This window comes from Actinoplanes sp. CA-131856 (genome assembly GCF_050956135.1).
Taxonomy (GTDB): Bacteria; Actinomycetota; Actinomycetes; order Mycobacteriales; family Micromonosporaceae; genus Actinoplanes.
Window position 1 is genome coordinate 4,513,356 of the sequence record NZ_CP191849.1, and the last position, 23,148, is coordinate 4,536,503.

General features: G+C 71.6%; 17 protein-coding genes and 2 riboswitches. Of the genes, 10 read left to right on the top strand and 7 right to left on the bottom strand.

The annotated features are described in order from the left end of the window. Nucleotides 1-490: 490 nt before the first annotated feature. A riboswitch (glycine riboswitch) is annotated at nucleotides 491-583 on the top strand. Beyond that, nucleotides 584-687, top strand: a riboswitch (glycine riboswitch). Nucleotides 688-717: 30 nt separating this feature from the next. Further along, nucleotides 718-2,064, top strand: coding sequence for an L-serine ammonia-lyase (locus ACQP2X_RS20795; protein ID WP_498699377.1), 1,347 nt, complete (start codon nucleotides 718-720; stop codon nucleotides 2,062-2,064). On the opposite strand, the gene ACQP2X_RS20800 is transcribed toward ACQP2X_RS20795, so the two are convergent. After that, nucleotides 2,065-3,309, bottom strand: a complete 1,245-nt coding sequence (locus ACQP2X_RS20800) for an alpha/beta hydrolase (protein ID WP_498699380.1) — start codon at nucleotides 3,307-3,309, stop codon at nucleotides 2,065-2,067. Between the two features lie 70 nt (nucleotides 3,310-3,379). Here ACQP2X_RS20800 and ACQP2X_RS20805 point away from each other — a divergent pair, with 70 nt between their 5' ends. Genes ACQP2X_RS20805 through ACQP2X_RS20815 form a run of 3 tightly spaced genes read left to right on the top strand, consistent with a single transcriptional unit; the run spans nucleotide 3,380 to nucleotide 6,377 of the window. Beyond that, nucleotides 3,380-4,357: an NYN domain-containing protein gene (locus tag ACQP2X_RS20805; RefSeq protein WP_498699382.1), complete on the top strand. Its 978-nt coding sequence runs from the start codon at nucleotides 3,380-3,382 to the stop codon at nucleotides 4,355-4,357. Beyond that, nucleotides 4,354-5,538, top strand: coding sequence for a zinc-dependent alcohol dehydrogenase (locus ACQP2X_RS20810; protein ID WP_498699384.1), 1,185 nt, complete (start codon nucleotides 4,354-4,356; stop codon nucleotides 5,536-5,538). The genes ACQP2X_RS20805 and ACQP2X_RS20810 overlap by 4 nt, the downstream gene beginning before the upstream one ends. Then, entirely contained in the window at nucleotides 5,535-6,377 is an 843-nt protein-coding gene (locus ACQP2X_RS20815) for an SDR family NAD(P)-dependent oxidoreductase (RefSeq protein ID WP_498699386.1), read from the top strand. The genes ACQP2X_RS20810 and ACQP2X_RS20815 overlap by 4 nt, the downstream gene beginning before the upstream one ends. Before the next feature lie 7 nt (nucleotides 6,378-6,384). Here ACQP2X_RS20815 and ACQP2X_RS20820 read toward each other — a convergent pair whose 3' ends face one another. Then, nucleotides 6,385-7,014 (bottom strand): S41 family peptidase, encoded by a 630-nt coding sequence (locus tag ACQP2X_RS20820; RefSeq protein WP_498699387.1) that lies wholly within the window; start codon nucleotides 7,012-7,014, stop codon nucleotides 6,385-6,387. Nucleotides 7,015-7,141: 127 nt separating this feature from the next. Between ACQP2X_RS20820 and ACQP2X_RS20825 the strand changes: the two genes are divergently transcribed. Next, nucleotides 7,142-8,737: a methyl-accepting chemotaxis protein gene (locus ACQP2X_RS20825; RefSeq protein WP_498699389.1), complete on the top strand. Its 1,596-nt coding sequence runs from the start codon at nucleotides 7,142-7,144 to the stop codon at nucleotides 8,735-8,737. A gap of 67 nt (nucleotides 8,738-8,804) precedes the next feature. Then, complete coding sequence (locus ACQP2X_RS20830; protein ID WP_498699391.1) at nucleotides 8,805-9,758, top strand: SDR family NAD(P)-dependent oxidoreductase; 954 nt, start codon at nucleotides 8,805-8,807, stop codon at nucleotides 9,756-9,758. Here ACQP2X_RS20830 and ACQP2X_RS20835 read toward each other — a convergent pair. Together ACQP2X_RS20835 and ACQP2X_RS20840 are read right to left on the bottom strand one after the other, a co-directional pair. Continuing rightward, a complete protein-coding gene (locus ACQP2X_RS20835; RefSeq protein WP_498699394.1) occupies nucleotides 9,712-10,266 on the bottom strand; it encodes a TetR/AcrR family transcriptional regulator in 555 nt (184 codons plus the stop codon). The genes ACQP2X_RS20830 and ACQP2X_RS20835 overlap by 47 nt on opposite strands. A gap of 5 nt (nucleotides 10,267-10,271) precedes the next feature. Beyond that, the gene (locus tag ACQP2X_RS20840) at nucleotides 10,272-13,628 is read right to left on the bottom strand and encodes an NB-ARC domain-containing protein (RefSeq protein ID WP_498699396.1); all 3,357 of its coding nucleotides are present in this window, start codon (nucleotides 13,626-13,628) and stop codon (nucleotides 10,272-10,274) included. Nucleotides 13,629-13,818: 190 nt separating this feature from the next. On the opposite strand from ACQP2X_RS20840, the gene ACQP2X_RS20845 reads away from it, so the two are divergent. The 4 genes from ACQP2X_RS20845 to ACQP2X_RS20860 all read left to right on the top strand — a co-directional run bounded on the left by ACQP2X_RS20845 (nucleotide 13,819) and on the right by ACQP2X_RS20860 (nucleotide 17,460). After that, the gene (locus ACQP2X_RS20845; RefSeq protein WP_498699398.1) at nucleotides 13,819-15,489 is read left to right on the top strand and encodes an MFS transporter; all 1,671 of its coding nucleotides are present in this window, start codon (nucleotides 13,819-13,821) and stop codon (nucleotides 15,487-15,489) included. 8 nt (nucleotides 15,490-15,497) lie between these two features. After that, nucleotides 15,498-15,932: a universal stress protein gene (locus ACQP2X_RS20850; protein ID WP_498699399.1), complete on the top strand. Its 435-nt coding sequence runs from the start codon at nucleotides 15,498-15,500 to the stop codon at nucleotides 15,930-15,932. A gap of 62 nt (nucleotides 15,933-15,994) precedes the next feature. Then, the gene (locus ACQP2X_RS20855; protein WP_498699400.1) at nucleotides 15,995-16,507 is read left to right on the top strand and encodes a SigE family RNA polymerase sigma factor; all 513 of its coding nucleotides are present in this window, start codon (nucleotides 15,995-15,997) and stop codon (nucleotides 16,505-16,507) included. After that, nucleotides 16,504-17,460: a hypothetical protein gene (locus tag ACQP2X_RS20860; RefSeq protein WP_498699401.1), complete on the top strand. Its 957-nt coding sequence runs from the start codon at nucleotides 16,504-16,506 to the stop codon at nucleotides 17,458-17,460. The genes ACQP2X_RS20855 and ACQP2X_RS20860 overlap by 4 nt, the downstream gene beginning before the upstream one ends. 6 nt (nucleotides 17,461-17,466) lie before the next feature. Here the strand turns inward: ACQP2X_RS20860 and ACQP2X_RS20865 are convergent, their stop codons facing one another. The 3 genes from ACQP2X_RS20865 to ACQP2X_RS20875 form a co-directional block, all read right to left on the bottom strand. After that, entirely contained in the window at nucleotides 17,467-19,062 is a 1,596-nt protein-coding gene (locus tag ACQP2X_RS20865; RefSeq protein WP_498699402.1) for a serine/threonine-protein kinase, read from the bottom strand. A gap of 99 nt (nucleotides 19,063-19,161) precedes the next feature. Further along, nucleotides 19,162-22,032, bottom strand: coding sequence for an NACHT domain-containing protein (locus ACQP2X_RS20870; RefSeq protein ID WP_498699404.1), 2,871 nt, complete (start codon nucleotides 22,030-22,032; stop codon nucleotides 19,162-19,164). After that, nucleotides 22,029-23,093: an esterase-like activity of phytase family protein gene (locus ACQP2X_RS20875; RefSeq protein WP_498699406.1), complete on the bottom strand. Its 1,065-nt coding sequence runs from the start codon at nucleotides 23,091-23,093 to the stop codon at nucleotides 22,029-22,031. Before ACQP2X_RS20875 ends, ACQP2X_RS20870 begins: the two co-directional genes overlap by 4 nt. Between the last annotated feature and the right edge of the window lie 55 nt (nucleotides 23,094-23,148).

A 23,148-nucleotide genomic window follows, 5' to 3' on the forward strand; every position in this document is an offset into this window, starting at 1 on the left:
TCTTCTCGCGTCCGGCCTCAGCGTCCGGCGTCCCGCCTCCGCGTCCTTCCTCGCGCCCCGAGGGCCCCGCGCTTTCTTGTGCCTCGCGCCTGAGGGCCCCGCGCCCCAGGGCCCCGCGCTTGTTCGTCCCGTGCTTGTTCGTCCCGTGCTTGTTCGTCCGGCGCTCCTTCGCCCCGCGCTCCCTAGCCCTGCGCTCCCTAGCCCTGCGCTCCCTCGCGCCGTGCCCTCTCGCGTCTTTTCGCGCCGCTCGCCGAGCTTCCGCGCACCCTCCCTGCCGTGTCTGAGGAAACCGACCCAGGTTCCTAGGATGCCTGAGGGTGTGTGCGCTTGTGTACAACGGCCGTGGGGCAGCGAAGGCGAACGGACGGGGCGGTCGGCGGGCGCTTCACCGGGCGGAACCGGTGGGGTCTCGTGGCGTTCAGCTGGGCGTTCTTGACCCTCGGTCGGCGCGGCGGCTAGCGTTGGAGTGACACAACCGAACATCGCTGTTCGAACCGCTGCGGGAGAGTTCCCGCTGTTGCGGGGCGCCGAAGGAGCAACTTCTCCCTCAGAATCTCTCAGGCCCCGGTACCGCGGCGGTCAGGCGACTCTGGAAAGTCAGGACGCGGCCGGCGTTCTGCGCCCACGGTGCAAGCCGTCCGTTCGCGGGCGGTGAAGCTCTCAGGCACCCATGACAGAGCGGGGGAGGCCGACCTCGATGAGGAGCCTCACGCCGTCATGGCCGTCTCTGTGTTCGACCTCTTCTCCGTGGGCATCGGGCCGTCCAGCTCGCACACCGTGGGCCCGATGCGCGCCGCCCGCATGTTCGCTCTGCGGCTCGCCGACAGTGGGTTGAGTGCGCGGACCGCTCTGGTGCGCGCGGAGCTGTTCGGGTCGCTCGGGGCCACCGGGCACGGGCACGGTACGCCCAAGGCGGTGCTGCTCGGGCTTGAAGGGGAGACGCCTGAGGGTGTCGACGTGGCGAGTGCCGACGCGCGGGCCGCGCACATTCACGCCACCGGCCGGCTGCGCCTTCTGGGGAGCACCGAAGTCGGGGTCGACGTTGTGCTTCATCGGCGGCGGGCTCTGGCGGGGCATCCGAACGGGATGACGTTCGTGGCGCTTGACGCTGATGGGGCCGAGCTGTTCGCCAAGACGTACTTCTCGGTCGGTGGTGGGTTTGTCATCGATGAGGCCAGTGGCGGAGTGCGGGCCGATGACACTGTGCTGCCCTATGCCTTCGGCAGTGGGGGCGAGCTTCTCGGGCTGGTGGGGGAGACCGGGTGGTCGATCTCGCGGCTGATGATGGCCAACGAGACCGTGTGGCGGTCGGAGGCCGACGTGAAGGCGGGCCTGCTCGGGATCTGGGCTGTGATGCGTGAGTGTGTCGATGCCGGGCTCGGCGCCGAGGGGATTCTGCCGGGTGGGCTGAAGGTTCGGCGGCGGGCGGCGGCCACCGCCCGGCAGCTTCGGGCGGCGGGGCGGCCGGCTGAGCATGCGATGGAGTGGTTGACGGCGTACGCCATGGCGGTCAACGAGGAGAACGCGGCCGGTGGGCGGGTGGTGACCGCGCCGACCAACGGGGCGGCCGGGATCATTCCGGCCGTGCTGCGGTACTACATCGACTTTGTTCCGGGGGCCGACGAGGACGGGGTCGTGCGGTTCCTGCTGGCCGCCGGTGCTGTGGGGATGCTGTTCAAGGAGAACGCGTCCATCTCGGGGGCCGAGGTGGGCTGCCAGGGTGAGGTCGGGTCGGCGTGCGCCATGGCGGCGGCGGGGCTCACCGAGGTGCTCGGTGGCACGCCGGAGCAGGTGGAGAACGCGGCCGAGATCGGCATGGAGCACAACCTGGGGCTGACCTGTGATCCGGTCGGTGGGCTGGTGCAGATTCCGTGCATCGAGCGCAACGGCATGGCGGCGGTCAAGGCCGTCACCGCGGCGCGGATGGCTCTGCGTGGTGATGGGCGGCACCACGTCTCCCTCGACAAGGTCATCAAGACCATGAAGGAGACGGGGGCCGACATGAAGATCAAGTACAAGGAGACGGCGCGGGGTGGGCTGGCCGTCAACGTGATCGAGTGCTGATCAGTAGTCGTTGACGTTGATGGTCACGCGGTGCCGGTCGGAGGGCCAGGCCGGCAGGATCGTGGACTCCCAGCCGCCACCGCGGTGGGCCACCACGACCGAGACCAGGCGGTGGGCCGGGATGTAGACGTCCATGCCGGTCAGGAAGGTCTGCGCGTAGATGGCGGGCAGCGGGGCGGTCAGGTCGGTGACGCGGTCGCTGTTCTGGTCGAAGGCGAAGACGCCGATGACCCGCTTGGCGCGTGGGGCGTTCGCTTCGTTCAGGATCTGGCGGCCGTTGACGTAGAGCTTGTCGGCCGAGCCCCACCATTCCTTCTGGCGGTTGAGGGTCAGCGCGGTGTGCGCGGGTGAGGTCTCGATGAGGGCGCCGACACCTTCGCCGGGGCGGCCGGCCAGGAGGCGTACGAAGGAATCGGATCGCAGGAACGGCTGGAAGTAGAAGTGGTGGTCGGCCGTGCCGGGGCGGACCAGCACGAATTCGTAGCGGGCGAGCGGCGACAGCGGCACGGGCCCGAACGAGCCATCCGAAGCGACAGGGACCGTGTGCTTCAGGCGGCGGCCGAGGGTGACGTCGAAGACCTGTACGTCGCCGCCGGCGCCGGCGTTGCTGGGGAAGATGACGGCCCGGCCGGAGACGTGCGCGACGGGTGTCGGGACGACAGCGGTGGTACGGGGTCGAGCGCCGCGCAGAAATGAGAAGACCGCCCGGAAGGATTCCACCGAGGAGACGGTCTGCGTGTGTGACTGGTCCGGTAGGTAGACGTTGCGGGCGCCGGTGACGGCCCGGGACTGGTCGCCCTCGCCCCAGATGGCGAGGGTGTCGACGCCGCCGGGTGGGGCGGTGGCCGTACGGCCGTCGAGGTTGACGTAATGCGCGACGCGCCCGGCACGGTCGGGCGACGAGTTCAGGTAGCCCTGGGAGACGAAGGTGCCGAGGGAGTGGGCGACGAGGTCGACCTGGGTGGCGCCGGTGTCGGCCAGCAGGCGGGTGATGCGGGCGTCGAGGCCGGTGTAGACGGACGGGAGGATCGTGGCGATGTTCGGGGAGTCGTACTCGTGGGCCTCGATGATCGCGATGGGGTAGCCGTTGGCGGCGAGGCGTTTGGCCTGGGTCGCGAACTGGGCGGCCGAGCCCGCACTGCCGTGTACGAAGACGACCGGGCGGAGCGGCGTGGAGGCGTACGCGGGAAGGCCTGGGAGAAGTGAGGAGATCAGAAGGGCGAGCAGGAGCACAAGTCGGCGCACGGTCACACCCCATTGACGTTGATGAATATTGCACGGAGGGTGCAACTATAAACCGACTAGGCTGATCGGCGTGGATCAAGAAGAGCGGATCGCCATGTTCCTCGACTACGAGAACCTCGCGATCAGCGCGCGTGAGACCCTCGCCGGCCACCCGTTCGACCTGCGGCCGGTGACCGACGCCCTGGCCGAGCGCGGGCGCGTGGTGGTGCGGCGGGCGTACGCCGACTGGTCGTTCTTCGGTGAGGACAGGCGCATGCTGACCCGCGCCCACGTCGAGCTCATCGAGATTCCGCAGCGCATGGGCGCTTCCCGCAAGAACGCGGCCGACATCAAAATGGTCGTCGACGCGCTGGAGCTGGCCTTCGAGCGCGACTACATCTCCACCTTCGTGCTCGGCACCGGCGACAGCGATTTCACCCCGCTCGTGGCCAAGCTGCGCGAGCTCAACAAACGGGTGATCGGCGTGGGCATCGAGAAGACCACCTCGGCCCTGCTGCCGCCGGCCTGCGACGAGTTCCTCTACTACGACCGGCTCGAGGGCGTGGCCCAGCCCGCGCCCGAGGTGGAGACGCCGGCCCGCGAGGTCGAGGCGCTGCCGGCGCTGGTCGCGCAGAGCGTCAGCGGCACCATCACCGCGTCCCGCCTCAAGCGGACCCTGCTGCGCAAGGACCCCACCTTCAACGAGGCCGACTACGGCTTCCGCTCGTTCGGTGAGCTGCTGCGCCACCTGGCCGGCGACGGTGTGGTCGAGCTCAGCGGCGGCTCCGACCCCGAGGTGTCGCTGCCCGAGCACGGCGACCGGGAGGCCGCGTTCGCCCTGTTGCGCGGGGTGGTGGAGGGTCTGGCCGGGCCGGACGGCTCGGTGGCGCTGTCGGGGCTGAAGAACCAGGTGCGCAAGGCCGAGCCCGGCTTCACCGAGAAGAAGCTCGGCTACCGCAGCTTCCTGCAGTTCGTGCGGGCGGCCGACACCTCGGGCGCGGTCGGCCTGCGCTGGAGTCCGGAGGCGGAGGATTATCTGCTCACCATCGGGGCACCCAAAATGGCATGAGAGCTTTGACATGGCAGGGCACCGGCAAGGTCTCGGTGGAGACGGTCCCCGACCCCAGGATCGAGCAGCCGACCGATGCCATCGTGCGGATGACGTCCACCGCGATCTGCGGTTCCGACCTTCACCTCTACGACGTGCTCGGCATGTACATCGACCAGGGTGACATCCTCGGTCACGAGCCGATGGGCGTCGTCGAGGAGGTCGGCGCCGAGGTCACCCACATCAAGCCGGGCGACCGGGTGGTGATCCCGTTCAACATCTCGTGCGGGTCCTGCTGGATGTGCTCGCGCGGCTTCTACGCCCAGTGCGAGACGACCCAGAACAAGGATCAGGGAAAGGGCGCGTCGCTGTTCGGATATACCAAGCTGTACGGGCAGGTGCCCGGCGGACAGGCGCAGTACCTCCGCGTCCCGCAGGCCCACTTCGGGCCGATCAAGGTGCCGGACGACGGCCGGCCGGACGAGCACTACCTGTTCCTCTCCGACGTGCTGACCACGTCGTGGCAGGCCGCGAAATACGCCGACATCCAGCCCGGCGACACGGTGTTCGTGACCGGGCTCGGCCCGATCGGGCAGATGAGCGCCCGGGTCGCCCGTCATCTGGGTGCGGGGCGGGTCATCGCCTCCGACCTGGTGCGGGAGCGGCTGGAGATGGCCCGGCGGCACGGGATCGAGGTCGTCGACGCGTCCAAGGACGACGTGCCGGCGGCGGTTCTGGAGCTGACGGAAGGCCGGGGCGCGGACAGCGTGATCGAGTCGGTCGGCATGGAGGCGCACGGCTCGCCGTTCCAGTCGGCGGCGATCAAGGCGGCCGGCAAGCTGCCGGACGCGGTCGCCCGCAAGGCGGTCGACACCTTCGGTCTCGACCGGATGGCCGCGCTGACAACGGCTTTCGCGACGGTGCGGCGGGCCGGGACGGTCTCCATCATCGGGGTGTACGGCGGTCAGGCCGACCCGATGCCCATGATGGACCTGTTCGACAAGGGCGTCACGATGCGGATGGGCCAGGCCCACGTGCGGCGCTGGTCGGACGAGATCCTGCCGATCCTGACCGGCGACGGCGACCCGCTCGGGGTGGACGATCTCGTGACGCACCGGCTGCCCTTGGAGGAGGCCCCGCACGCGTACGAGATCTTCAAGAACAAGGAGGACGGCTGCATCAAGGTCGTTCTGAAGCCGTGAGCAAGGTGGTTGTCCTGACCGGTGCCTCCAGCGGCATCGGCCGGGCCGCCGCGCTCGCCTTCGCCCGCCGGGGCGATCGCGTGGTGCTGGCGGCCCGGGGGTCGTCCGCACTGTCGTCGGTGGCCGAAGCGACCGGGGGACTGGCGGTTCCCACCGACATCGCGGACGCGGCCTCGGTGGACACGCTGGCCTCGGTGGCGGTGAAGGCGTACGGCCGCATCGATGTCTGGGTCGACACGGCGGCCGTCATGGCGTACGGGAAATTCGAAGATCTTCCGCCCGCGGTCTTCGACAAGGTCGTCACGACCGATCTGCTGGGCGCGGCCAACGTGGCGCGGGCGGCGCTGCGGGTGTTCCGGCAGCAGGACGGCCAGGGCACGCTGGTGTTGTGCAGTTCCCTGCTGGCCCACGTGACCGTGCCTTACATGTCGGCGTATGTGACGGCCAAGTGGGGATTGCGGGGTCTGATCCGTACGCTTCGGCAGGAGACCCGGGACGCGCCGGGGATCACGGTGTGCACGGTGGCGCCGGGCAGCGTGGACACGCCGATCTACCAGCGGGCGGCCAACTACGCCGGGCGGGTGGGCAGCCCGCCCCCGCCGGTGGCGTCGCCGGAGAAGGTGGCCGCGGCGATTCTGCGGCAGGCCGGCAAGCCGCGGCCGGAGGTGTCGGTGGGCCTGGCCAACCGGGTCATCGAGTTCGGTTTCGTGGCGCTGCCACCGGTCTACGACGCGCTGGTGACCACGATGATGCGCACGTTCGGCCTGTCCCGCCGCAAGATCGAGCCGCACGAGGGCAACGTCTTCCACCCCGGGCAGGATCGGGCGGCAGCGGGGTAGCCCTGTCCTAAGGCCCTGCCCGCACCCCGGTCTGCTCCCAGTTCGTCCCGGTCACCGCGTCGACGACGGTGGCCTCGGGGAGCAGCCCCAGCACCCGCGGGCTGAGGCGGACCGGCGTGACGTGGTCGGCGGCGCCCGGCGTTCTCTCGCCCAGCAGCCGGCCGGCGATGACGGCCACGGTGCCCGGGTCGCCGCCCCCGTTGTTCCGCAGGTCGAGCACGAGGCTGCTCGCTTCCCGGGCCAGATCGAAGGCGGCTTGGAGGTACGGCAACGCGTAGCCCACGGGTTCGAGGCCATCGATCCGGATCTCGCAGCTGCCGTCGTCCCGGCGGAGGACGGCCGCGATGCCGCCGGCGCGCCGCCGGACGGCGGCCGGGTCGGGCGGCGGCCAGCCCGGGGCGTGCTCGTCCGGGGGCGCGGTGCCGTCCGGGTCGAAGTGCAGTTCGAGGTGGCGGGCCGTCTTCTGACAGTGCAGCTCCAGCTCGCGGCACGTCCCGGCCGTCACCGGGTCACGGCGGTCACCGAACACCTGCTCCAGGCCGGTGGTCAGGGTGTCCTGGCGTGGGCCGGGTGGCATCAGGCGGCGTACCCAATGGGCCAGATGAGCAGCGAGTGCTCCGAGATGCTCTTGAGGCATGCCAGGACGATAGGGCGCCGGGATGTTGAGCGATCGTCAACACGGGACTTCAATGCGCAGAATTCTCAATTTGGGCCAGTTGAGGCGCTCCCAGGACCCACAGTAGTTGGGGTGAAAGGGGTGCGGCATGTCTGACGGTGCTGGCGGCGGCTGGTTCGACAACTTGAAGGTCGGGATGAAGATCCAGGCCGCGATCGGGGTCGCGGCGCTGGCCGCGCTGGCGATCGGCATCGCCGGTCTGGTCGCGATCTCCACGCTCGACGACAAGACCAAGCTTCTGTACACGGACAATGTGGCTCCGCTGACCCAGTTGTCGGCCATCCAGCGCAACTCGCAGGCGATCCGGGCCCGTTACCTCGAGTACGGCATCGCCACCGACGAGGTCCAGGCCAAGCTGGCCGGCGAGATCAGCGACCGGCAGAAGCTGCTCGACGAGGCGCTGACGGCCTATCGCTCGGGCGCGGTGAACAGCGAGAACGTGGACGCGTTCGAGAAGGCGTTCAACGGCTTCGTCGACGTCGGCGAGAACACGATGATCCCGCTGGCCAAGGCCAACCGGTACGAGGCGTTCGAGAACGCCTACCGCGACACCGCGCTGCCGCTGATGTCGGACGCCTCCGACGCGGTCGAGGCCGAGAACAACGCCCAGCTCGAGCAGGCCAAGGCCCGCTCGGAGGAGGCGGCCACCGCGGCCTCGGACGCCCGCCGGCTCCAGATCATCTTCCTGGTGGTGGGTCTCATCGCCGCGATCGGCCTGGGGGCGTACGTGGCCTCCGCCATCGTCAAACGCCTCGGGAAGGTCAAAGCGTCGCTGACCGCCATGGCCAACGGCGACCTGACCGCCACGGTCGACGTGAAGGGCCGCGACGAGGTCGGCGAGATGGCCGCGATGCTGCTGGTGGCCCAGCAGCAGACCCGCGACGTGGTCGCCTCGGTCGGCTCCGCCTCGCAGAGCCTGGCCGCGGCGGCCGAGCAGACCTCGGTCATCGCCAACCAGATCAGCGAGGGCGCGGCCACCGCCTCGGATCAGGCCCGGCGGGTCTCGGCCGCCTCCGAGGAGGTGTCGCTGAGCGTCAACACGGTGGCCGCGGGCTCGGAGGAGATGGGCTCGGCCATCGCCGAGATCGCGCACAGCGCCAACTCGGCGGCCGAGGTCGTGGGGCAGGCGGTCAACGCGGCCGCGTCGGCCAACCAGACGATCGGCACGCTGGGCGAGTCGAGCCGGGAGATCGGCGACGTCATCCGGGTGATCACCGCGATCGCCGAGCAGACGAACCTGCTGGCGCTGAACGCGACGATCGAGGCGGCGCGGGCCGGCGAGACGGGCAAGGGCTTCGCGGTCGTGGCCGGCGAGGTCAAGGATCTGGCCCAGGAGACGGCGCGGGCCACCGAGGACATCGCCAAGCGGGTCGAGGCGATCCAGAACGACAGCGGGCTCGCGGTCAACGCGATCGGCGAGATCAGCGAGATCATCGGGCACATCAGCGACTACACGACCACGATCGCGTCGGCCGTCGAGGAGCAGAGCGCGACCACGGCCGAGATGAACCGCAACGTCAACGAGGCGGCCAACGCCACCGGCCAGATCAACCAGGGCATCACCAGCGTGGCCGAGAACGCCCGCACGACCGCCGAGTCGGTCGGTGACGCGCAGCGCTCGGCGGCCGAGCTGTCGCGCATGTCGAACGAGTTGCAGGCGGCGGTGTCGCGCTTCATCTACTGATCCCCGTTGTCGCCGGAACCCGGAGTGAACTAAGTTCACTCCGGGTTTTCGACGAAGGGATCGCGAGATGGCGTTGACGGCGGGCAGCACGGTCGGTGACTGGCTTGCGCATGCGGAAGGCGGCCCCGCGCTGCGGGAACTGCTCGGGCAGGGTGGCTTCGACGAGTCGGTGCTCACGCCCGTACGGCAGCTGCCTCTTCAGCAGATGGTCGCGCTCAGCCAGGGCAAGTTGCCGCAAGAGGTGATCGACGCTTTGGTTCTGCGGGTCAACGACGGCGTCGTGCCTTCCGTCGAGGACATCGGCGAGCGCATTGTTCCGGGGCGCTTCGACGGTAAGACGATCATCGTCACCGGCGCTGCCTCGGGGATCGGGCGGGCCGTGGCCTCGCGCATCGCCCGTGAGGGCGGCCGGGTAGTCGGCGTCGACATTTCTGACATTTCCGATAGGGGCGTCAGGGCGGACATCACCTCGGCCGACGACGTACGGCGGGTGATCGAGGCGGCCGGTGACCGCATCGACGGCCTGGCCAACATCGCCGGCGTGGTGGACGACTTCACGCCCGCCCACGAGGTCTCGGACGCGTTGTGGCGCAAGGTGTTCGCGGTCAACGTCGACGGCGTGCTCAACCTGACCCGGGCCGTGCTCCCGTCCATGCTGGCCCACAAGCGGGGCTCGATCGTCAACGTCGCCTCGGAGGCCGCGCTGCGCGGCAACGCGGCCGGGATCGCCTACACAGCCTCGAAACACGCGGTCGTGGGCATCACCAGGAGCTGCGCTTTCATGTACGCCCTGGAGGGCATCCGGGTCAACGCGGTGGCGCCGGGCGGTGTGGCGACCGGCATGCAGCACAACCCGGGATCGGAGTTCGGCGCCACCCGCACGGGTCCGTTCCTGCGCCAGATCCCCCCGATCGCCACCGCCGAGCAGCTGGCCGCCTCCATCACGTTCCTGCTCAGCGACGACGGCGCCAACATCAACGGCGCGATCCTCCCGTCGGACGGTGGCTGGTCGGTCCAGTGAGAACCTGCTGCAACAACGCCCCGTACCGGCCGACCAGCTCCTCGTCCCCGAGGCGCTCGTCACCGACGACCCACAGGGCGTAGAGCAGCCCGCCGACCAGCGCTCCGGCCATCCGGGCGCGCTGGTCGGCGTCCTCACCCTTGAGCCGCGCCCGCAGCGGCGCGATCAGCGTCGTCTCGTGGATGTCGCGGAGCCGCTCCCGGATCTGCGGCTCATGAGACCCACGGACAAGAGCGAGATAGACCTGCCGTACGTCGTCACCGGACGTGACCATGACCTCGATGAACCGTTCACCGAGCTCGTCGAGCGGCACATCGAGCAGCGGCTCGTCATCGATGGTCAGCCGCATGGTGTCGAGGAACAGGAGCTCTTTGGTCCCGAAGTGCCGAATGACCAGGGCGGGGCTGGTCTGAGCGAGGGCGGCGATGTCCCGTACGGCCGTACGAGCGAACCCCCGCTCCCGAAAGAGCCGCCCGGCCGCGTTCCGGATCTCGTCCCGCTTGGCCACGGAACTCATGGTAGGTGGGTGTAACGGAAGCAGTAGAGCCCGCCCTCACCGGCCACGTAGAGCAACGGCTCGAACGGCGCCCAGACACACGAGTTGGCCCGGTGCTCCACGCGGGTCATGGCCAGCGGCCGGCCGTCCGGCACGCCGAAGATCTGGATAGCTCCGTTGTCGCCCACCACCGCGAGCCGCTCGCCGCCGGGCGAGAAGGCCAGCGCGAGGACCTTCTCGGCGTCGGGGGCCAGCGTGCCGGCGGGTTCCCCTCCGGAAGTCCAGAGCATCACCGGTCCGGTGTCGCCGGCCGCGATCCAGCGCCCGTCCGGCGCGACGGCGAGAGCCGGGGACGGCCCCGAACGGAAGCTCCACTCCGCCCGGAGCCGGCCGCCCGGCACGTCGAGCAGCCGGAGATGCGCGCCCTGACAGGCGGCCACCCACGTGCCGTCGGGGGAGACGGCGACCGCGGTGACCCGGCCCCGGCTGCCGGTGAGTTCCGTGCTGGTCGTGAAGGTCGAGGTGTCCCAGATACGAAGTGGAGGGTACTCGCCTCCTGTCACCAGATATCGCCCGTCGCGGGTCGTCGCCATCGCCTCGACGGCGGGGCCGAACACCTTGCGCTGACGCCAGGAGCCGCCGTCGCCGCGAACCCAGATCGTGACCGTGGTGCGGGCCAGGCCCGCCACCCACGTGCCGTCCGGAGCGACCAGGACGGCGTCCGCTCCCTTCGTGTCGATCGTGGCTCCGGGAGTTCCGTCGTCCCGCCAGACCTTGATGCCGGCCGCGTGTCCAGCGGCGATCAGCGGGGTGCCGTTCGCGCCGCACGCGACCGCGTTCAGCGCGGTGTGACCACCGGCCGGGAGACTGCGATAACGCTTGCCGGCGGCGACATCCCAGATCCGCACCGACCGGTCCTCGCCGGCGGTCGCGAGCCACGTTCCGTCCGGGGCGAAGGCGATCGCCCGCACCAGGTCGGTGTGGCCGGCCAGCCGGGCGACGAGCCCGCGGCCGCGCAGACTCCAGATCGAGACCGTCCGGTCCACCCGGGCCGTGGCCACCGCGCTGCCGTCCGGGGAGACCGCGACCGCCGTCACGTCGCCGATCGACCGATGGGGCAGCGCGGTCCGCTCGCCGGTTCTGAGGTCGCAGATCGCGGGCCGCCCGGCGGTGACGGTCACCATGCGGGCCCCGTCCGGCGCGAAGACGATCTCCGAGACCAGGTTGCCGAAACCGCTGAACTCGGCGTGCATGCGGCCTGTCACGGTGTCCCACAACCGCACCGCGTAGTCGCTCGTGGCCACCGCCAGGAGGCGGCCGTCCGGCGACGGGGTCATCGCCCACACGTGCGACTCACCCACGTCGAGCCGCGTCTGTGCTTTGGCCGCGCCGAGACTCCAGATGTGGACCGCGCCCGAGTGGACGGCCAGCCGGGCGCTGTCCGGTGTGAAGGCCATCCTCGCGACGGACTTGTCCCTCGACGGAAGCCGCCGCTGAGCACCGGTGACGAGATCGATGATCACGGGCGCCCCCGCCGCCGAGCGGTCGACGGAGGCCAGCGTGCGGCCGTCCGGTGCGATCGCCGCCGACGGCCGGGCGTGGCCCAGCGCGTACGTGTGCCTCGGCCGGCCGGTCGTGGCGTCCCAGACCCGGGCGGTCCCGCCGCTGTCGAAGGAGACGACCCGTTCGCCGTCGCCCGTGATCACCAACTGGATGATCGTGCGGCGATGACCGGTCAGCACGCGGCGCATCAGCGGGCTCGGCAGATCCGGCAGCGGCCACGCGCTGACCAGGCGGGGCCGCTCCGGGCCGGGCGCCGACGGCGCGAGCCAGGAGCCGAGACGGTCGTGCAGGACATCATCGAGGGAATGGGGCGGCACGGTCGGCGCGAGCAGATGCGCCACCTGGCCCAGCTTGGCCGCGATCGTCTCGCCGCGCGACGTGCCCACAGCCGCGAGGTCGCGCAGGGGCGCGAGCGGGCCGGAGGCCCGAAGGCCGGCCGCGATCCATCGCGGGTCGGTCGCGAGCGCCTCCGCCGCACATCGGTCAGTGGCGGCCAGATGCTCGACCAGGTGGTCCCGGAGATAGCGCTGCGACTCGGGCAGATGCCACCAGCCGGCGCCGCATTCGCCGGCTGCCGCGCCGAGCAGGGCGCGATGTGCCTGCTCGAGCCGCCGCGGGCCCAGCTCGTGGCGCAGATAGTCACGGATGACGTCGTGCAGCTCGATCCCGTCCGGCCGTAGCGTGATCAGGGCGAGGTCGGCGAGCCGGGCGCACAGGGCGCGGCCCCGCAGCGCCTCGACGTCGCCGGTCTCCCGCCACAGCGCCAGGACCAGATCGACCGGCACCAGCTCGTCCTCGGCGAAGACGGCCAGCTCGGCCAGCCGGTCGCGCTCGCCGGGGCCCAGCAGCCCGATGCTCGCCTCGACGGTGGCGGTGACCGCCTGCGACCGCTGACCGGGGTCGGACAGATCGAGGCCGCCGACGGCCGTCCCGGTGAGGTCGTCGATCCTCGCCGGGCTCTCGCGCAGCCGCAGCAGCACCTCGCCGGCCCGCCGGTCCACGTCCGGCTCGATCCGCAACTGCTCCCGCAGAACGGCGTTGACCAGCCGCAACAGCAGCGGCCAGCGCCCGGTCGCCGCGATCAGCCCGGCCATGGACGCCGGATCCATCCGGGGCAGCCCGGCGGTCAGCACCCGGCGGGCCTGCGCCTCGGTCATCTGGTCGACGCGTACCGCCACGCCGAGGCCCTCGGCCAGGCGCTCACTGCGGGTGGTGATCAGCCGCGCCGACCGGTCGCCGGGGCGGAACGCCTCGAGCTGGTCGGGGAACCAGACGTCGTCGACGATCACGAGGCGCCGTGGTCCCTCGCTCAGCACCTCGGCCAGACTCTCGGCGGCGTGCCAGACCTCGGGGCGGGCGACGGCACGGCCCGGGGCGATCTCCTCGATCAGCTTGGTGACCTTCTCGGCCAGCGCCCCGTGCCGTACGTCGCGGCCGACCGTGACCCAGTAGATCTCGTCGCCGAAGAGGCGGCGCAGGCGGCGGTCGGCCCGCACGAGCTGGGCGATCGTCGTCTTGCCGAAGCCGCCCGCCCCGTACACCCCGGTGGTGATCGACACCGTGCCGTGAGAGCTCCGCAGGGCCTGCACGACCCGGTTCACCTCGTCCGGGCGGTCGACCACCCAGGACGGCCGCCCGGGGCGGGGACGCTTCACGGCGGAGGCCGCGCCGGCGTACCTCTGCTGGGTCACGAAGGCGGCGATGCCGGCCAGAACCGCCAGCATCGTGCTGCCCAGCGCCCACCACCAGGGATTCCGCTGGACGAAGGCGATGCGGTCGACCCCCACGTCGGTGGCGATGTTGACGGCCACGGACACGACGCTGGCCGCCGTCACGGTGAGCGCGAGGGCGGCGAGGACCAGGACCAGGCGGAGTCGGCGCGCGCATTCAGGCTAGGGGTGTGGCGTCTTGCATACCCGTGCCGGTGTGCGGAGTTCACCCGGTCGCGCGATGATGTATAACGTAGTTATCAACCACCCGTTGCTTCGATGGAGCGTGCGCATGAGCGCCTCTCATGAAAAAGCCGTCAGCCCGTTCCGGCAGCCGAAAGCCGTGTGGGCGGTCGCGTTCGCCTGTGTCATCTCGTTCATGGGGATCGGGCTCGTCGATCCGATCCTGCCGGCGCTCGCCGACGACCTGCACGCCACGCCCAGCCAGGTGTCGCTGCTGTTCACCAGCTATCTCGTGGTCACCGCGGTCGCCATGCTCGGCGTCGGGTGGGTCTCGAGCCGGATCGGGGCCAAGAAGACGCTGATCGCCGGGCTCGCCATCATCGTGGTCTTCGCGGCGCTGGCCGGCGCGTCCGGCTCGATCGGCGGGATCGTCGGGTTCCGGGCCGGCTGGGGGCTCGGCAACGCCCTGTTCATCGCCACCAGCCTCGCCGTCATCGTGGCCTCGGCCAGTGGCGGGTTCGGCGGGGCGATCATCCTGTACGAGACGGCGCTCGGCCTCGGCATCGCCGTCGGGCCGCTGCTCGGCGGGGAGCTCGGCTCGATCAGCTGGCGGTGGCCGTTCTTCGGGGTCGCGATCCTGATGGCCATCGCCCTGGTCGCCACCCTCGTCATGGTCAAGCCGCTGCCCACGCCGGAGAGGAAGGTGTCGCTGACCGCGCCGCTCAAGGCGCTGCGCCACCGCGGGCTGCTGACCATGGGCATCATGGCCCTGCTGTACAACTGGGGCTTCTTCACCATGCTCGGCTACGCGCCCTATCCGATGGAGCTCGACGCCCACAAGCTCGGCCTGGTCTTCACCGCCTGGGGTCTTCTGGTCGCCGCCTTCAGCGTCTTCTTCGCGCCGCGGCTTCAGGCGAGATTCGGGACAGCGCCGGTCCTGTACGTCAACATGGCCGGCCTGGCCGTCGTCATGGTGGTCATCGCGGCCGGTGTGGACACGCCGTCCGCGGTCATCGCCGCGGTGATCGTCAGTGGGGCGTTCATCGGCATCAACAACACGCTGACCACCCAGGCCGTCATGCTGGTGTCGCCGGTCGAGCGGCCGATCGCCTCCTCGGCGTACGGGTTCGTGCGGTTCATCGGGGGTGGGCTGGCGCCGTACGTGGCCGGAAAGCTCGCCGATCATTTCGACCTGAGCGTGCCGTTCTACGTCGGCGGGGTGGCGTTCCTGCTGGCCATCGTGGTGCTGGCCAGCGGGCACAAGCTCGTGTCGGCGGCCGAGAAGGCCTCGCCCGAGCCGGTTGCCACACGTCCCGTGGTCGTCGCCGTCGGCAGCACCCCGGACGCGGCGGCCACCGTGGACGCCGCCGCCCTGGTCGCCCGGCGCGAAGGGCGGCCCCTGGAAGTCGTGCACGTTCGCGAGACCATGGTGATCGAGGAGCTGGCGATCGAGCCGGAGGCCGAGTCCGAGGCCCGGGCGGCCGTCGCCCGGCACCTGGACCGGCTGGCCGGATCGGGCGTGGCCGCCACCGGGCGGGTCATCGAGAGCGTCGGCGACCACGCCGCGGCCGGGCGGGCCGTGGCCCGGCACGCGGCCGAGGTGCGGGCCCCGCTCATCGCGATCGGGCGCTCGCCGCGCGGCGCCCTGGCCCAGTTCACCGACGGCAGCTTCACCAGCGCCCTCAACCACGCCGCCACCATGTCGGTGGTGCTGGTCAGCGCCGAGGCCGAACCCCGGCCGCTGACCCCCGAGGCGATCGCCGAGCTGCGCGCCGGATAGCGGAGATCATGGGATCGCAGGGTTGGGGCCCGGCGGCGATCGTGGTCGGCGTCGACGAGTCACGCTCGTCGTTGCGCGCGGCCGCGTACGCCGCCGGGCTCGCGCGCCGTCAACAGGCCCGGCTGGTCGTGGTCTACGCCCGCAGCCAGCCGAACGGGCTGCTCACCACCATGGACACCTCGGGCACCGGTGTGGCCCAGGTCGTCGACGCGCAGGACCGGGTGGAGGCCACGCTGCGGTCCGCTCTCAGCGCGTCGGACCTGGACGTCGACTTCGTCGTGCGCGCCGGGAACCCGTACACGGTGATCTCCGAAGTTGCCCATGAGGTGCAGGCTGGAACGGTCGTCGTCGGCCGGCCGGAATGTCTGGCACACCGCATTGTGGGATCGGTGGCGCGGCAGCTCGAGCGCAGCGGACGATGGCCCGTCACGATTGTCCCCTGAGGAGGTAAGCAACCTCGCCCGCTCGAGGCGTCCTTCTAAGTAGAGGGGCAAAACCGAACGGGGTGAGCGAGTTGCACAGCGGTTTCGAGGAGTACGTCAAGGCCCGCGGGGACGCCCTGCGGAAATTCGCTTACCTGATCTGCGGCGATCATCAGCTCGGCGAGGACCTGGTCCAGGAGGTGCTGGTCCGGGCGTACCGCCGATGGCATCGGATAGACACCGACGACCCCGATCGATATATGCGCACCGCCCTCGTGCGCCGTCACGTCTCCTGGCTGCGGCTGCGCCGCACGCGGGAGAAACCCGAGCCGATCGAGGACGACCGCGAGGATCCGATCGACTTCGCGCAACAGGTCGCCGACCGCGACGACCTCTGGCCGCGGCTCGGGCGGCTCACCCGCGCCCAGCGGGCCGTGCTGGTCCTGCGCTTCTACGAAGATCTCGACGACCGTGAGATCGGCGAGACGCTGCGCTGCGCGCCCAGCACGGTGCGGGTGCACGCCGCCCGCGGGCTGGCCCGATTACGGGCCGAGCTGACACCGTCCGCCACCGACAAGTCGGGAGTCACGCCGTGAGCCTGGAAGACGACCTGCGCACCATCCTGCACGAGCGCGCGGCCCGGCAGGTGCCGCGGCCCGGCCTGCTCACCACCGTCGACGCCGGCATCCGGCGCGACCGCCGCCGCCGTCAGGCCCTGGCCGCCGGCGGGGTCGCCGCCGCCGTCGTCGCCGCGGCGGTCGCCCTCCCGGCCCTGCGCCACGAGGAGGCCGAGCCGTCCCCGCCCGCCCAGAAATGGGAGTGGAGCCGGCCGGCCTGGCGCGTGGCCGTCTTCCCCCTGGCGCCGAGCTGGGTGCCGCCCGGCCTGGGTGAGCCCACCGTCACCCGCATGGGCCCGAACAGGCTCATCGACTACACCCGGGAGAGCCAGACGCTCAGCGCCGAGATCGGCCCCCTGCAACCCGGCTGGGAGGTCGAGGCCGAGCAGGAGCACCAGTCCACTGTCAACGGCCGCGCCGCCACGGTCCACACCTCGACGACGTACGACGGGGCCGGCCCCGGCGACCGCTTCGTGGGCGTCCGCTGGCAGCTGCCCGACAAACGCTGGGTGCAGGTCATCAGCCTCGGACCGCCCACCGAGGCCGACGTGCTGCGCTTCGCCTCCGGCCTGAGCGCCGGCAGCGTCGACGGCGCCCCCGGCGAGTTTCAGCTGGGCGCCTATCCGCCGCGGCTCACCCTGCAGCATCAGAGCGCGGGCACGACCTGCCTGGCCCCTGAGGCCGTGGCCGCCAGCGAACGCCAGCCGACGGGCCTCTGCGTGTCATTGACCGAGGACGCCGAGCCGGAGTCCGACCCGGCCGAGAAGATCGTGATCAACGGCAACACCGCCGAGTTGTACGCCGAGGCCGCCCTCATGCGGATCCATCTGCCCGACGGCAAGGCCCTCGAGATCACCTGGGACCCCGACGCGATCCCGCTCACCCACGACGACGCCATCCACTTCGCCACCGGCATAGAGGTCACCGGCTGACGGGGCCTACGGGGTGCCGGCGGCGGTTTCGGACAGGGCCACGGAGGGCGTGCCGGCGGCGCAGGTGACGGTCATGGTGACCAGGGACTTGCCCTGCTTGACGGTCACCGAAGGCGCCGCGGACGGCCCGCCGGAGGCGGTCAGCACCCGGTAGGGCTTGGTCGCCTGCCAGGAGGTGATCTGGGCGGTGGCGGGCGCGGGGCAGGTGGCCTGGAGAGTGCCGGCCGCGGAGGAGAAGGTCCGCGGACGGGGAGCGTCCGGGGTGGCGGAGGTGCCCGGCGCGGGGGTGCCGGCCGGGCCCGGCGGATTGGCCGGGCTGGTCGGAGTCGCCGGGCTGGTGGAAGAAGCCGGGCTGGTGGGAGCGGGCTGACCGGACGGGCCGGACGAGCCGGTCGGGCCGGCGGCGGGGGCGGTCTGGCTCGGCGCGGTGGCGACGGGGTTGGAGGTCGCGGCCGGGCGGGCGCGCGCGGAAGTGCGGGCGTCCGGCGTGGGCGAAGCCGTCGGGGGTGGGCTCGCCGCCGGCAGGGCGGACTCGGCGGCTTTGTCGTCGTCGGGGAGTGCCAGCCAGACGCCGGCTGCGGCGGAGGCCGTCAGCGCGGCCACGGCCGCCCACCGGCGGACCGGGCGATGACGCGGGGCCGGGGGTGCGGGCGGTGAGGGAAGTGGCGGTTCGGCGGGAGGTGTGAGTTTGGGGAGGTGGCGGGCGGTGGGGATGAGGACCGACGGCTCGGGTGGGGGCTCGGAGGTGGCCGGGAAGGGGAGGTGTTCGTCGGTCACCACGCGCAGGCCGGCGCCCCGGGCCAGCAGGGTGGCGGCCTCGCGGGCCGTGGGGCGGGAGGTGGGGAGCTTGGCCAGGCAGCGGTTGGTCAGGTCGGCCACGTAGTCGGGGACGCCGGGGAGCAGTGACAGCGGTTGCGGGTCCCGGTGGATGTGCTGTTCGAGGAGCTGGGTGGGCTCGTTCGTGGTCCACGGGGAACGGCCCGAGAGGAGGCGGTAGAGGACCACACCCAGGGCGTACATGTCGGAGGCGGGCTCCACCACGTCGGCCAGCAGGCGTTCGGGGGCCAGATAGGCGGGGGTGCCCAGCACCTCGTCGGAGACGGCGCCGGGGGTGCCGGGCGACGTGGCGGCGGCTATGCCGAAGTCGACGACCTTGGCGCCGGTGGGGGCGAGCATGACGTTCGCCGGCTTGATGTCGCGGTGGACCAGGTTCTCGGCGTGGGCGGCGGCCAGGGCGGCGGCGATCTCGGCGCCCACCCGCATGGCGAAACGAGGAGGGACCGGGCCCTCGCAGAGGCGGCGCAGGAGGGTGCCGCCGGGGATCAGCTCCATGACCACGTACGGGAAGACCTGCGGGCCGTTTGTCATCTCGCCGTAGTCGTGGACCTGGGCGACGTTGGGGTGGGACAGTCCGGCGGCGGCCCGGGCCTCCTGGCGGATGCGGTCCCTCGAGGCGGGATCTCCCACCTGGCTGGGGGCCAGCACCTTGACGGCGACCGTCCGCGCCAGCACGTCGTCGTGGGCGCGCCAGACCACGGCCATGCCGCCGCTGCCGACCGGTGCCAGCAACCGGTAGCGGCCGCCGAGTAGCTGTCCGTTCATCCCGGGCAGTGTGCAGCGATCGACGGCCGTCCGCATCTCGGCCGACCGTCCGGAATCGGCTGGCGTTCGTCCCACGGCCGGCGCGGGAGGGGTGCTCGATCAGCGGAGTTCGATGTGTGGGGTGGTCCGGGATTGTGCCTGGGTGCGCACGTCAGGGCGTACGGAATGGAGGGTCAGATGGGTCAGTGACGGCAGCTCCAGGAGGCCGTCAATCGCGTCGGGGGCGTGCACCTCCACGCTGGTCAGATGCGGGAGGGCGGCCAGGGACTCCAGCTCGGCCTCAGTGGGGGTGCCGACGAACTCGACGTGGCGGAGCTGGGTCAGGCGCTCTATGCCGCGCAGGTTCCGGTCGGGTGGGCGGTTCTCCAGCACCAGCTCGGTCAGCGGGAGGGACGCGGGCAGGTCGTGCAGGCCCGCCGTCAGGGCCCGGTCGCGGATCACCAGGCGGGTGATGGGGGCGCCGCTCAAGGTGGGCAGGGAGGCGTTCATCAAGTAGAGGCGCAGCTCGGTCAGCCTCGTGTGGCGCAGCGGGGACAGGTCGCGCAGCATGGGGCAGCTGGCCAGGTGCAGCACCCGCAGTTCGCGGGCCGCGGTCAACGGCGACAGGTTGCGCAGGACCGTGTTCTGCAGGAGCTCCAGGCGGCGCAGGTTCGGGATGGCGGCCAGCGGGTCCAGCGGGGTCAGGTCGCCCCGGCACGAGACCGTGGACAGCCGGCGCAGGTGGCGCAGGTACTGCACCCGGGACCAGCGCTGGATGTCCAGGCGGCGGTCGCCGAAGTCGACGTCGGCCAGGACCTCCGTGGCGTAGCGCTCCGGGTCGTCCGAGACGCGCCAGGCCCGCAGCAGCTCGTCGATGACCAAGGCCTGATCTATCGCCGTGAAGCGGGCTATCGTGTCGCGGGCCGCCTCGCCGCCGATCATCGCGGCGGTGCGGACCACGCCGGCCGCCTGCTCGTCGTCCAGGCCCTCGGGGCCGGGGAGCAGCTCCAGGACGAACGGGCCGGCCCGGGCCAGCAACTCGGCGTCGTCGAGGCTGGCCGGGGGGATCAGGCGCCGGGCGGCCTGGTGGACCTGCTCGCGGATCTCGTCGCTCTCCGTCACGTCGGCCTGGGCCAGGCAGGCCGCCGCCAGCAGCCGCAGGCGGTCGTGCACCGCCGGGCGTTCGCGGGCCGCCGCGTTTCCGCTCAGCAGGTCGCCCAGGATGCGCTCGCGTTCGATCGGGCGGGCGTGCGCCACCGCCATGATGACCACGTCGTGCCACGGGTCCAGGTGGGCGTTCTCGATCAGCAGGCCCAGGTCGCCCGCGTCCACCACCTCCTTCGCGGCCAGGTAGTCGCGGAACGTCCGGTGCACGAACTGGATCTGGCCGTCGTACACCTCGCGGAGCAGGCCCGTGCGCTCCAGCGTGCGCTGAAGGACCGCCGCCGGCTCCGCGTGCTCGGGGCGGATCCCCCGCATCGCGTGCCGGATGCGGTGCACCGCCTGGTCGCGGGGGAGCAGGATGTCCTGGTTCTTCACCAGCGAATAGGCCAGGCGCTGAAGGATGACGACCTGCTCCTCCATGCTCAGCGCCGGCGCCTGGTCGAGCCGCACGCCGCGCCGCTCGTCCCAGCGGAGCAGCAGCAGCTCCAGGGCGGCGTCGTACAGGCTCTTGCGGTCGCGCGGCATGTGCATGTGCCGGTCCTGATAGAGCGCGCAGATCAGGCCGGCCAGCAGCGGGTTGGCGGCCAGGCGGCGCAGCTCGGGGCGGGTCGCGATCAGCTCGCCCAGCTCGCGGCGGCAGGTGGCCAGCCATTCGTTCATGCCGGGCTCGTCGCCGTACTCCTCCTGCGCGGCCTCGTGCCAGCGGGACAGGAAGTCCTGGATGCCCTGGGCGCTGAGCGACAACAGGTCGAACGGGACGAAGTCGAGCCACTCCTCCTCGATCGCGGGCGGGCGGCTGGTCACCACGTAGCGGGCGTCGGGGTACGCCTCGACCAGCGACGCCACCCAGTCGCGGACCGCCTCGCGCTTCTCCGGCGGCAGCTCGTCCACCCCGTCGATGAGCAGGATGGCCCCGCCGGCGGCCAGGCGGCGGCTGGCCCACCCGGGCGGCATCTCGCCCGCGATCGTTCCCGCGATGATGCCGGGCAGCTGCTCCGGCGCCGGGAAGCCGGCGCCGTCGTGCGCGAACTGGCGCAACGGCACGAAGAACGGCACCAGGCCGGTCTGCGCGGCGGCGATCCACTGCAACAGTGTCGTCTTGCCGGCACCGGCCCCGGCGCGGATCACCGCGCGGGGATGGTCGGCCAGCGCGTTCGCCACGTCGATGCCGACGCCGGTCAGGCCCTCCTCGTCATCGTCGGGGGCGCCGCGGGCCACGGCCAGCGAGACGTACTTGTCGAAGGCGTGCCGCCGGGGACGCCGGCCGCGGGTGACGCCGAACAGCTCGAACTGGCCGAGCCGCTTGGTGACGACCTGCACGTAGCGGGTGGTGAAGACGCCGTCGAGGTCGGTGGGAGTCCGGTGGATCTCGCGGTAGGTGCGCAGCTGCAACAGCCGCTCGAACCCGGGCTGGGCCTGCAGCGCGGCCAGGAGGTGGTCACAGGTCACGCCGATGATCCGGCGGTAGACGGCCTCGCCCGCCGAGGACAGGCCGGACCGGGCGAGCACGGCCGTGCCGCGCGCCTCGACCGCCTTGGCCAGCCGCCCCGGGTCGAGGTCGAGCTCGAAGACCAGGTCGAGGGTGACGCCGGCGCCGGCCAGCGCCGCGGCGGCGGCGTCGGAGGCCGCCTCCCACTCGTCGGGGGACAGGTCCCGCAGGTCGCCCAGGCGGCGGCGGGTGGTGTCGACGGCCCGGTCGAGCTCGCGGGAACCGAGCTGGGCGGCGGGCTGCCGGCGCCGCCGCAGCTCGAGCACGAGCTCGGTGGTGAGCCCCTGCACGAGCTGACCGGCGACGCCCAGCAGCGCGACGAAGAAGGCGTCGGTCACTGGTGATAGCGGAGCAGGTGGAATTGGGTGCCGGCCGTGCCGAAGTTGTCGTCGGTGACCGCGATGAGCGAGCGCTGGCCGCCGGCCAGGCGCGGGCCCCAGGTGATGCCCTCGACGTTGTCGGCCGAGGGGAACTCGAAGAGCAGCTTCTTGCCCATCGCCTTCTCGGTTCCGGTCAGGGCCGGGCGGCCGGACGCGTCGGTGGCGCCCCGCGTGGTCGTCCAGAAGATCTGGATCGTGAAGCCGACGCCGCCCGCGTAGCTGCGCTCGACGGCCAGGAAGTCGGTCCGGTTGATGGCGAGCAGGTCGGTCAGGCCACGGTCCTGATAAGGGTTGGCCGGGTCGGTCGCGGCGTGCGCGATCGGGCTGACCGGATAGACGTACTCGGCCCGCGCCCTGCCGGAGGCCCGGTCGAGCACGAGCACGCGGGACTTGCTGCCGTTGGTGAGGGTGGCGGCCGGGCCGTCCTGCACGAGGGCGTTCTCGGTCGCGGTGATCAGGGAACGGCCGTCGGCCGAGACGGTCAAAGACTCAAGGGCGAGGTTATTGCGTACGCCTGAAGTCGCGGTCGGAAGGTAGGCGGCCGGCAGCCGGTAGTCGCGGCGGAAAGAACCGTCGCGCGACGTCTCCCGCACGAACGGGGCGATGCCGGTCGAGGCGGCGCCCTCGCTGGTCCACGCGAGACGGCCGGTGCCGGGCAGATCCCGTACGGCCTCGGGGTCGACCGTGCCGTTGGCGAACGGCTGACCGTTCGTGTCGCGCAGCGTGGTCACGCCCGTGACCACCGGCGTGCCCAGGCCCTTGCGCGAGACCGGCAGCCGCAGGGTGTAATAACGGGCCGGCGCGATGGCCGACCGGTCGTCGCTGATCGCCACGTAGCGGCCGGTGCGAGGGTCGTAGTCGATGCCGGAGATGCCGCCGAACGGCTGGCCCGGCGCGAAGACGAGGGAGTCCACCAGCTTCAGGGACGGCCCGCCATGGCCCGGATGGGCGATCGCGGGCGAAGCGGCGAGCACACCGGCGGCCGCGGCGGCGGCGACGATGGACAGACGTCGAATCATCAGCCCTTCCTATGAGCCCGATGTGAACGACGGGCAACCGTTGCGGCGGCGGCGC